The following is a 9592-nucleotide window of genomic DNA, read 5'->3' as shown; positions in this document are numbered from 1 at the left end:
CAGACCCTGCAGTGTCTGGGAGCCGTGGGGCAGGGCCATCTGACCTGCCCCACGGTTCCGGCGGATCGAGCTCTGGGCAGCAGAGCTCCGGGGGTCAGGCCTGGTGGGCGTCGGCGGGCTTGGCGACCTGGTAGATCGCTCCGGTGGTGACGTCCTCCTCGAGGTCTTCGAGGGAGCGGGCCCGGGTCTCGGGGACCTGGGTGGCGACGAAGATCAGGGCCAGCACTCCGATGCCTGCGAAGAGGAAGAACGTGCCCGAGATCCCGACCGTGCCCACCAGGGTCGGGAAGTACAGGGCCAGGAAACCGTTCATGGTCCAGCCGAAGAACACCGAGATGCCGATGCCCAGTCCCCGCATGTGCAGGGGGAAGATCTCCGCGAGCCACACCCAGACGGCGACGTTCAGGAACGTCTGCATCGAGAGCACGAAGGCGACCACGAGGATCAGGATCACGATCGGGCGGGCCGGGCTGCCTTCGGGAAGCAGGTTGCCGGCGATCCCGATCAGCACGTGGCAGGTCGTGGTCAACGACAAGCCGATGATGAAGGTCTTGCGCCGGTCGAGCCGGTCCATGTTGTACAGGGCGATGATGCCGCCGATCACGGCCACGACACCGAAGGCGATGTTGGCGAGCACGGCCTGCTGCTCGGTCATCCCGGACTCCTCCAGAATGCGGGTGCCGTAGTACATCACGGAGTTGATGCCGGTCAGCTGCTGGGTCATGGACACCCCGATGCCGACCAGGATGATCCGTCGCAGCCACTTGTTCGTCAGAACCGCTTTCAGCCCGACCTGGTGCGTCTCGACCTCCATGGCCGCGATGCGCTCGATCTCCTGCAGCTCGGCTCTCGCGCGATCGGCCGGGCGGACCGTCTCGAGCACCGCCAGGGCTTCGTCGTACCGGCCCTTCTCGGTGAGCCAGCGGGGGGATTCGGGCATGCGCAGCATCCCGATGAACAGGGCGACCGCCGGCAGCGCGGAGACGGCGAACATGATGCGCCACACCCCGTCCACGACGTCGCCGAGCGTGACGGCGATGATCGCGTTCATGACGAAGGCGGAGAGCTGTCCGAACACGATCGCCAGCTCGTTGCGGCCCGTGATCGACCCGCGGATCTCGTAGGGGGCGAGCTCTGCCAGGTACACCGGCACGACCGTCGAGGCTCCACCCACGGCGAGGCCGATCATGATCCGCCCGAAGACCAGGACCGTGAACCCCGTCGAGGAGAACGTTCCCGGCTCCGGAGACGCCGGCGAGAAGACCACCAGCGCGGTACCGACGAAGAACAGCACCGCCAGCAGGATGATCGTCCTGCGCCGGCCCCAGGCATCCGAGACCCGGCCCCAGACCAGGGCCCCGACGGCGGCCGCGAAGATCAGCGAACTGACCACCACGCCCAACTGGATCAGGTTCAAGCCCAGGTCCTGGGCCATCGGCCCCTCGGCGCCGTTCGTCACCCCGGTGTCGTAGCCGAACAGCAGCCCGCCCAGGCAGGCCACGACCGAGATCAGTCCGAGCCGCTTGCGATGCGGCCCGCCGGTCAGCGGTGGAAGGGCGACCCGGCTGTCGCCCGGAGAGTGGTGAGACATGTGAACTCCTTGATTGAGGACCTGGTGCAACAGGTGTGGATCGCGGCCAGCACCGGTCCGGTGACGGGTTGTTCGTCATGTCGGCTTCGCGGTTCGGCCACGGAGGCAGAACGCTGCGCGGTGCTGTGGCGGGTGCAGGTGAAGTGCGGTTCGATCGTCCGGGCCATCAGGCGGTGACTCCGGTGGGCGGCCGCCCCGAGGGGCGTGGAGCGAGCGTCGGCCAACCTCTGCTACACCGTGGCGGGCGCATGAGGGCGCGCCCACTGGTGGGGAGAGGTGACGTAGGTGCCGACTCGTCGTGTGCGGATCACCAGACCGGCATCGGCCAGGCGCTGCAGGGCGCTGCGCACGGTGACGCGGCCGACATGCCATCGGGCCGCCAGCTCGATCTCGCTGTCGAGTCTGGTGCCGGGTGCCAGAGCCCCGCTGCGGATAGCACCCTCCAGGGCCAGGGCGAGCTGGTGATAGAGGGGGACCGGGGAGTTCCTGTCGAGCGGCAGGGACAAGAGTGCGGCCATCAGTGCTTCCGGACGGTGCAAGCGGGGCGGGCTGGGAACGTGTCGTGCGGTCACGAATATCTCCTTCCACGGCAGGGGTGGCTGCGCCTCGGTGCACTGCTTCAGCTCACCCCTGAGTTTGTGTTGCCGATCACACTAGTACGTACTAGTGTTTCTGCCAAGGGTTTGTCAGGACATGGTGGGAACATCGTTCCTGGGCATCCCCGTCCGCGCTCCACCCCTGATGTGAAGGAGAATCCCGTGTCCGAGCCCCGCACCTTGAACATCGGTCTGATCGGCGCCGGCCGGATCGGTTCCAGCCACGCCGAACTGATCACGCGCGCCGTGCCCAACGCCCGACTGGTCGCGATCGCCGATCCGGTCGAGGGTGCCGCCGCCCGCCTGGCCGCGGAGCTGGGGGTGGCGGCCGCGTACACCGACATCGCCGACCTGCTGGCCGACCCGGTCATCGACGCGGTGGTGATCACCGCCCCGGCCCGCTTCCACACCACCCTGGTGGAACAGGTCGCCGCGGCGGGCAAGGCGATCTTCTGCGAGAAGCCGGCCGGGATGACCCTGGAGGAGATCGACCGGATCCGGCAGGCTGTGGAGGCCCACGGGGTGCTGTTCCGGATCGGGTTCAACCGCCGCTTCGCCGACGGCTTCCCGCAGGCGCGGGCGATGATCGACGCCGGGCGGATCGGCACTCCGCAGCTGCTGCGCTCGACCACCCGGGACCCGGGGCTGGCGAACCCGGCGGCGGTGGCCCCGTGGACGATCTTCCTGGAGACGCTGATCCACGACTTCGACACCCTGAACTTCCTCAACCCCGGCGCCCGGGCCGTGCAGGTCTACGCCGCAGCCGATGCCCTGGTGGCCCCCGAGTACAAGGACTCCGGGCTGCTGGACACCGCGGTGGTCACGATCCGCTACGACAACGGGGCGATCGCCACGGCCGAGGCCAGCTTCTCGACCGCCTACGGCTACGACACCCGGGCGGAGGCCTTCGGTTCGGCCGGCATGGTCACCGCCGGGGAGCTGGCGGCCTCGAGCATGCGCTACTACGGCTCCGAGGGCATCGGCATCGACACCGTCCGCGCCGACACGCAGTCCATGCGCACCGCTTACACGGCCGAGCTGCAGGCCTTCACCGACACCACCCTGGGGCACCCGGTGGACGGGCCGGGGGTCGACGCCGCCGAGGACGCGCTGCGGATCGCGCTGGGGTGCATCGAGTCCTGCCGCACCGGCGCGCCGGTGGCCCTCGACGTGGTCGAGGCGGCCCGGTGAGCGGCTTCACCCTGGCGGCCAACGCGGAGATGCTCTTCGTCGAGTTCCCCTTCGAGCAGCGCGTGCGGCGGTTGCACGACGCCGGGTTCGAGGTCGAGATCTGGGACTGGACCACCAAGGACCTGCCGGCCCTGGCCGCCACCGGTGCCCGGTTCGGGTCGATGACCGGCTACGTGCGCGGCAGCCTCGTGGACCCCGACGGGGCAGCACACCTGCTGCGCACCGCCGAGGAGTCCCTGGCCGCGGCCGAGGTCATCGACTGCCCCCGGCTCAACGTCCACGGCACCGGTCTCGACCCCCAGGGGCTTCCCGTGGTGCCGCACCTGGTGGTGACCGGGGCGGACTGGCTGGCCGCGGCCCGCACCCTGGAGCGGCTGGCGAGGCTGGGCGAACTCCACGGGCGGGTCTTCACCCTGGAGAACCTCAACACCGCCCTCGACCACCCCGGGGTGCCCTTCGCCCGTGCCGAGGACACCCTGGCCCTGGTCGCGGCCGTGGACAGCCCGCACCTGCGGCTGAACCTGGACCTGTACCACGCCCAGATCGGGGAGGGGAACCTGGTGGAGCTGTGCGCACGGGCTCTTCCGTATATTGGAGAGATCCAAGTGGCGGACGTACCCGGACGGTGCGAGCCCGGCACCGGGGAGATCCACTACCCCCGGGTGGCCACCGCCCTGGCCGAGACCGGATACGAAGGAGTGATCGCGATGGAGGCCTTTGCCGCCGCCGACCCCGAGGCGGCCCTGACCCGATTCCGGGACGCCTTCACCACGTCCTCCGCGTGACCCCGGACGCCCCAGACCAGGAGGCCCCCGGCCGCCCGTCCGGGCGTCGCGTCACCATGCGCGACGTCGCGCGGGCGGCCGGGGTGTCCCAGCCCCTGGTCTCGATCGTCTTCCGCGACGTTCCCGGCGCCAGCGAGGAGACCCGCGCCCATGTGCTGGCCGTGGCCGCCGAGCTGGGCTATCGCCGTGACGAACGGGCCCGTCTGCTGCGCCAGGGACGCTCCCGGCTGCTGGGGGTGGCCTTCGAACCGGTGCAGCCCTTCCACGGGGAGATCCTCGACGGTCTCCACACCGCCGCCCAGCAGCGGGGCTACGACATGGTGCTCTCGGCCGTCACGCCGCACCGGACCGAGGAGGCCGCCCTCGATGCGCTGCTGCGCGACCGGTGCGAGGCGCTGGTCCTGCTCGGCAGCGCCCTGCCGCAGACCCGCCTCGAACGGATCAGTACGACCCTGCCGGTCGTCTCGGTCACCCGGGCCTTCGACTCGACGGTCTTCGACAGCGTGGCCGCCGACGACCACCGCGGTGCGGTCCTGGCCGTGGAGCACTTTCTCGGTCTCGGGCACCGACGGATCGCCTACATCGACGCCGACCGCGAGGCCGGCGGGGCGCGTCGCCGGTCCGGCTACCAGGACGCCATGACCTCGGCCGGCCTCAGCGACCAGATGCTGATCGTGCCCGGGGCCGCCTCGGAGGCCGGCGGCGCCGCCGCCATCACTCGGCTCCTGGCCCACGATCCCGCCCCGACCGCCGTGATCGCCTTCAACGACCGCTGCGCCGTCGGGGTGATCAGCCAGGCCCGCCTCCTGGGCCGGCGCGTGCCCGATGACCTGTCGGTGGTCGGGTTCGACGACTCCGAGCAGGCGTCCCTGCCCTACCTCGACCTCACCAGCCTGGCCCAGGACCCCCGCCGGCTCGCGCGCACCGCCGTGGACCTGGCGCTGCGCCGCCTCGACGCCACGGCGGAGGACACCGCCGCAGCCGGCGAGCACATCTTGCTGCCCACCCAGCTCGTTCCCCGCACCAGCACCGCACCCGTCCCGGCCAGCCTGTGATCGGCCATGTGCGAAGTGGAACGACTGCACCGCTTTGCATCCGGTGTCGGTGAATCGTCCCGTCACTGCGCAACCGCGTCTGCGGATCCCGGACATGCCCGCTCCACGGGCCGGTCAGATCTCGGGGCATGTGATCGCGCATCAGTTCCGACCGAGTCCTGTTGTCCGCCGCGCGCATCGGTGGTGTCCGGTGGCTGTCGGATCAGAGACGGTCGAGGAAGTCCCCGATGTTCTCCCAGGTCCAGCTCTCACAGCGCGCCGGGCCCATCTCGGTCGGCTTCCCCCGGTATTTCTTCTCCACCCACAGGCCCATCAACGGTTTGCCCTCGGCGACCGCGCAGCGGATCTGCCACCGCGCCACGGGTGAGTCCGGTGTGGCCCCGCCGATCAACGCGATCACCCCGTCACAACCACGGATCCGCTCCCGCACGTCCTTCTTCCACTCGTCCGGACACGCCGCGCCCGCGGGTGAATCCAGAAAACGGGCTTGGTCCCCGGACCGTGCCCACTGCGTGGTGAACAGATCCCGGTACAGCTCGTCCTGTTCCGCGAATGCCAGAAATACTGTCTTCGGCGCCATTGCCGTCAACTCCCCAAAAAGAAACTCAAGCGTCAGTAGTAGTGGGGGCCACGGTACGGCCCGTCTGACCCGACAGAACAGGACCGAGCAACATGGCTTAATGAACGGACGTCCCGTAGCTGACGACCGCGCACCGCAACCTTGCGAGGGACGCGGAGACGTCCGCAGGAGGGACTGTCCGATGAACGGTGTGTGGGGTGCGGCGGTTTCCATCAGGGAGCGGTTCTCTCGAGCCGTCCGGCGAAGGGGAAACGCGAACGCGTTCAGCGCGGGCCTCCACCTCATCACCCATCGTCCTCTGCCGCCGCCGGTGAGGTCGAGGGACCGAGCCACCAGGGACAGGCACTTCAGCGCGGCCTGTTCGTGCGGGGAGTGCCCTCGGGCCCGCGCCGCCCTGCGGCAGGGGGCGTTGATCGACTCGATCGCGTTCGTCGTGCCGATCATCGGGGGGAGCTCCACGTCGTACTCCAAGAACGGCACGAGCTGAAGCCCAGGAGCTCTCGCACAGCTGCACGACCGTACGGTCCCAGGTGGTCGAGATCGCCTCCGGCAGGCCCTCGATCCCGTCGCAGACTTCCAATGAGCCCATCCTCGACGCCCCAGAAGCCGATCAGCACCGAGAAGTGGTCCGGTACATGACTGCCCTTTCATGACCACCACGATCCGAGGCTGTACCGGGCAGGACGATTGTGCCTAATCTCAGGGCACGGGCAGATTCCGGGGGAAAGGCCGCATATGTCATGGGTCGTGCCGGGTGCGCCGACCCGTGGACGGGCACCGGCTGATGCATCGTGCGAGCACCTCCACCGGTTGTCGTCCCGGATGAACACATGATCGAGGTCGGACCCATGCGCAGCGTTCTCGTCCACCAGCGTGCGAGCCGGTAATGACACCCCCGCACACCTCCGGGGTGCGGGGAATCGTGTGCCGCCGACCGCTGGCGGCGTTCTTCGTGATCGTCTTCGGGCTGGGGTGGCCCGTGTTGAGCGTGCCGTTGCTGGCCGACCGCGCAGTGATCGGCACCGGGGCGCTGCCGGCGGAGCTGTTCGCGCTGGGGGTGACGTGGTGCGTCATGCTCCCGGCCGCGCTGTGGGTGACGGCCGTCAGCGAGGGGCCCGCAGCAGCACGGCACGTGTGGCGCCGTTTGCTCCGATGGCGGCTCGGCGCATGGTGGGCGATGATCCTGCTCGCGCTGCCTGCGGCCACGCTGGGCGTCGGGCTGCTGTTGGGTGGGTCCCTGGACACCGACGACGCCGCGGAGAGCCTGGTGCAGGGAGTCGTGCTGCTGGTCACTGCTGTCGTGGTGATCCATCTCTGGGAGGAGACCGTGTGGGCCGGCTTCGTTCAAACGCGCCTCGAACGGCGCCACCATCTCTTCGTGGCCGCGCTGCTGACCGCGGTTCCGTTCTCGGCGATCCATGTGCCGATCGTTCTGATCGGTGAGTCGGACGTGCTTCCAGCGCTGGGCGGCGTCCTGGTGCTGGGGGTGGCGATGCGACTGCTGGTCGGGGTGTTCCTGCGGGGCACCGGCGGCAGTCTGTTGGCCGCCGGATTCGTGCACGGGGTGTACAACGCGTGCAACAACAACGGAGCTCTGGTGGACGGACTGCTCCAGGACGCCGATCAGAACCTCGCAGCCCCCATCGCGCTGGTAGTGGTCACCACGGCCGCCGCAGCCGCGATCCATCACCGCAGCAGGGCTCGGCCTGACCGTCGTCAACACCATGACGCTGCCACAGGGCACGGTGGCGCGAGGGTCGATCGAGGGCGAGGGCACGACCTGTCTGAGGCAGGTGCCGGCCGTCGTGCACCTCGCGCTGCGGGGCCCCGTCGGGCTCCCCGCCGTGAGTGAGCCATGGCTGCGCGCGCCACCTCGCACGCGCCCCAGGACCAGCAGCAGAACGGACGGTGCACCACGGACCCGCAGTCCATGCGACGGTCCACCATAAGGGCATTGACCGGCAGCTCGAGCAACGCAACGACCAGCCGCATTGAGGGGCGTCCCCCGGAAGAGCCCCTGATGCCTATCCACAGAGGACATCTGGAGGGATTGACATGGACGACGCCGCCGCGGAAACCACGGAGGTGCTGGTGGTGGGGGCCGGACCCACGGGACTGACGCTCGGGTGCGAGTTGCGCCGACGCGGCATCACCTGCCGGGTCATCGACCTGGCCTCTGAACATCACGGGAGTTCTCGGGGCAAGGGCATCCAGCCCCGAACGCTGGAGGTGTTGGCCGACCTCGGGGTGATCGAGCCGGTTCTGGCCCAGGGCTGGTCGCGAGACGTTCGGGTGCGCTGGCACGTGGGCGGGAAGCTGCTGGCCGACCTGCATCTGCCCGGCCGTGATCCGTTGCCTGCGGTGCCCTACCCGAATCTGGTGCTGCTGCCGCAGTGGCGCACGGAACAGATCCTGCGCGCCCGCCTGGCAGCCCTCGGTGGCAGCGCGGAACTGGGTCAGGAACTGCAGGACCTGACCCAGGACGAATCCGAGGTGACAGCAACCATCCGGCACACGACCACGGGCGGAACACGGAGGATCCGCAGCCGATACCTCGTCGGCTGCGACGGCGGGCACAGCCGGGTCCGGAAACGTCTCGGAGTTGCACTGGTCGGAGACGCCCATGCGGAGCATTTCGTCTTCGGTGACGTGGAGATCAGCGGCCTGGACCCGGAAGCGGCCCATGTGTGGTTCGACGCCGACCGCTACGTCGCCGCCAGCCCCTTCCCCGGTCAACGGGCCTGGCAGGTCCAGGCCACCGTGCACCCGGACGAACACGGCCAGGTGGAACCCGCCAGTCTCCAGCTCTTCCAGCGGCTCTTCCGGGAACGCGCCGGGCGCAGCGACATCCATCTGTCGCATCCGACATGGTTGTCGGACTTCACCAGCAGTGTCCGGCTGGTCGAGCGCTATCGGGTGGGCCGGGCCTTTCTGGCGGGCGATGCCGCCCACGTGCACAGCCCGGCCGGGGGCCAGGGCATGAACACCGGCATCCAGGACGCCTACAATCTCGGCTGGAAACTGGCCCTCGTACTGCGCGGAACATCCGGGGACCGGCTGCTGGACACCTACGAGGAGGAACGTCGGCCCGTTGCCCAAGCGGTGCTCAAAGGCTCCGATGCAGGACACACCACGGTGTTCTCCGCGCATCCGGTCATGACCGTTGTCCGTGAGCGTCTGCTCATGCCGCTGCTGCGCCTGCCCCGGATCCAACAAGCGATCCTGGCCGCCGGCAACCAGCTCGACGTCAGCTACCACCACTGCTCACTGGCCGTGGACGTCTCCAGCGCCTCGTCAGCGCCCCAGGCACGTCCGGGGAGGTGGCGCCGGTCCGGCCGCGGGCCGCACGCCGGTGACCGGGCGCCCGACGCGCTCCTGAACACTCCCGACAGCACCGAACAGACCCGCCTCTTCGAGCACCTGCACGGACCGCACTTCACGGTGCTGCTCTTCACCACCGGAAGGGGCACCCCCGCTGATGTCCAGCACATGGTCGCCCTCGCAGACCGGTTCGACCAGCTCTACGGCCCTGACGTCGCAACGCACCTGGTGCTTCCCGACGCCGACGGGCCCGCAGCCGCCGACCTGCACCACACCGTCCTGCTGGACCCCACGCTGGAGGTCTGCCACCGGTACGGGGTCAATCGGCAAGCGATCTACCTGATCCGACCCGACGGATACATCGGCCTGCGCATCCCGCACCTGGACGAGGAGGCCCTGATCGATTACCTGGACCCCCTCCTGCGAACCAACCCGCCCACACCCGGCTGACGGCAACCAGGACACCGCACCCT

8 protein-coding genes and 1 pseudogene are annotated in these 9592 nt (G+C 69.3%); 5 read left to right on the top strand and 4 right to left on the bottom strand.

Annotated elements, in window-relative coordinates; translation table 11 throughout:
* Positions 1-94: 94 nt before the first annotated feature.
* Positions 95-1591, bottom strand: coding sequence for a sugar porter family MFS transporter (locus tag ACH9D3_RS13880; protein ID WP_396411381.1), 1497 nt, complete (start codon positions 1589-1591; stop codon positions 95-97).
* A 230-nt stretch (positions 1592-1821) separates the two neighbouring features.
* Entirely contained in the window at positions 1822-2163 is a 342-nt protein-coding gene (locus tag ACH9D3_RS13875) for a GntR family transcriptional regulator (RefSeq protein WP_396411380.1), read from the bottom strand.
* Between the two features lie 186 nt (positions 2164-2349).
* Here ACH9D3_RS13875 and ACH9D3_RS13870 point away from each other — a divergent pair, with 186 nt between their 5' ends.
* The 3 genes from ACH9D3_RS13870 to ACH9D3_RS13860 are packed head-to-tail and all read left to right on the top strand — an operon-like array spanning position 2350 to position 5218.
* Positions 2350-3378 carry a Gfo/Idh/MocA family oxidoreductase gene (locus tag ACH9D3_RS13870; RefSeq protein ID WP_396411379.1) on the top strand — a complete coding sequence of 343 codons (1029 nt, stop codon included), beginning with the start codon at positions 2350-2352 and terminating at the stop codon, positions 3376-3378.
* On the top strand, positions 3375-4163 hold the full coding sequence (locus ACH9D3_RS13865) for a TIM barrel protein (RefSeq protein WP_396411378.1): 789 nt from the start codon (positions 3375-3377) through the stop codon (positions 4161-4163). The genes ACH9D3_RS13870 and ACH9D3_RS13865 overlap by 4 nt, the downstream gene beginning before the upstream one ends.
* 56 nt (positions 4164-4219) lie before the next feature.
* Entirely contained in the window at positions 4220-5218 is a 999-nt protein-coding gene (locus ACH9D3_RS13860; protein WP_396411377.1) for a substrate-binding domain-containing protein, read from the top strand.
* A gap of 202 nt (positions 5219-5420) precedes the next feature.
* Here ACH9D3_RS13860 and ACH9D3_RS13855 read toward each other — a convergent pair whose 3' ends face one another.
* Together ACH9D3_RS13855 and ACH9D3_RS13850 are read right to left on the bottom strand one after the other, a co-directional pair.
* Positions 5421-5798 carry a TIR domain-containing protein gene (locus ACH9D3_RS13855; protein ID WP_396411383.1) on the bottom strand — a complete coding sequence of 126 codons (378 nt, stop codon included), beginning with the start codon at positions 5796-5798 and terminating at the stop codon, positions 5421-5423.
* 212 nt (positions 5799-6010) lie between these two features.
* Positions 6011-6345: pseudogene (locus ACH9D3_RS13850) on the bottom strand (transposase); the annotation flags it as partial.
* Between the two features lie 363 nt (positions 6346-6708).
* Here ACH9D3_RS13850 and ACH9D3_RS13845 point away from each other — a divergent pair.
* Both ACH9D3_RS13845 and ACH9D3_RS13840 read left to right on the top strand, forming a co-directional pair.
* Positions 6709-7650, top strand: a complete 942-nt coding sequence (locus ACH9D3_RS13845; protein WP_396411376.1) for a CPBP family glutamic-type intramembrane protease — start codon at positions 6709-6711, stop codon at positions 7648-7650.
* Between the two features lie 203 nt (positions 7651-7853).
* Positions 7854-9569, top strand: coding sequence for an FAD-dependent monooxygenase (locus ACH9D3_RS13840; protein WP_396411375.1), 1716 nt, complete (start codon positions 7854-7856; stop codon positions 9567-9569).
* The last annotated feature ends 23 nt before the right edge of the window (positions 9570-9592 follow it).

Source organism: Kocuria kalidii, from assembly GCF_044462225.1.
In the GTDB taxonomy this organism is placed as follows: domain Bacteria; phylum Actinomycetota; class Actinomycetes; order Actinomycetales; family Micrococcaceae; genus Kocuria; species Kocuria kalidii.
The sequence above is the reverse complement of the archived record's forward strand: the minus strand, read 5'-3'. Positions and strand labels throughout refer to the sequence as shown.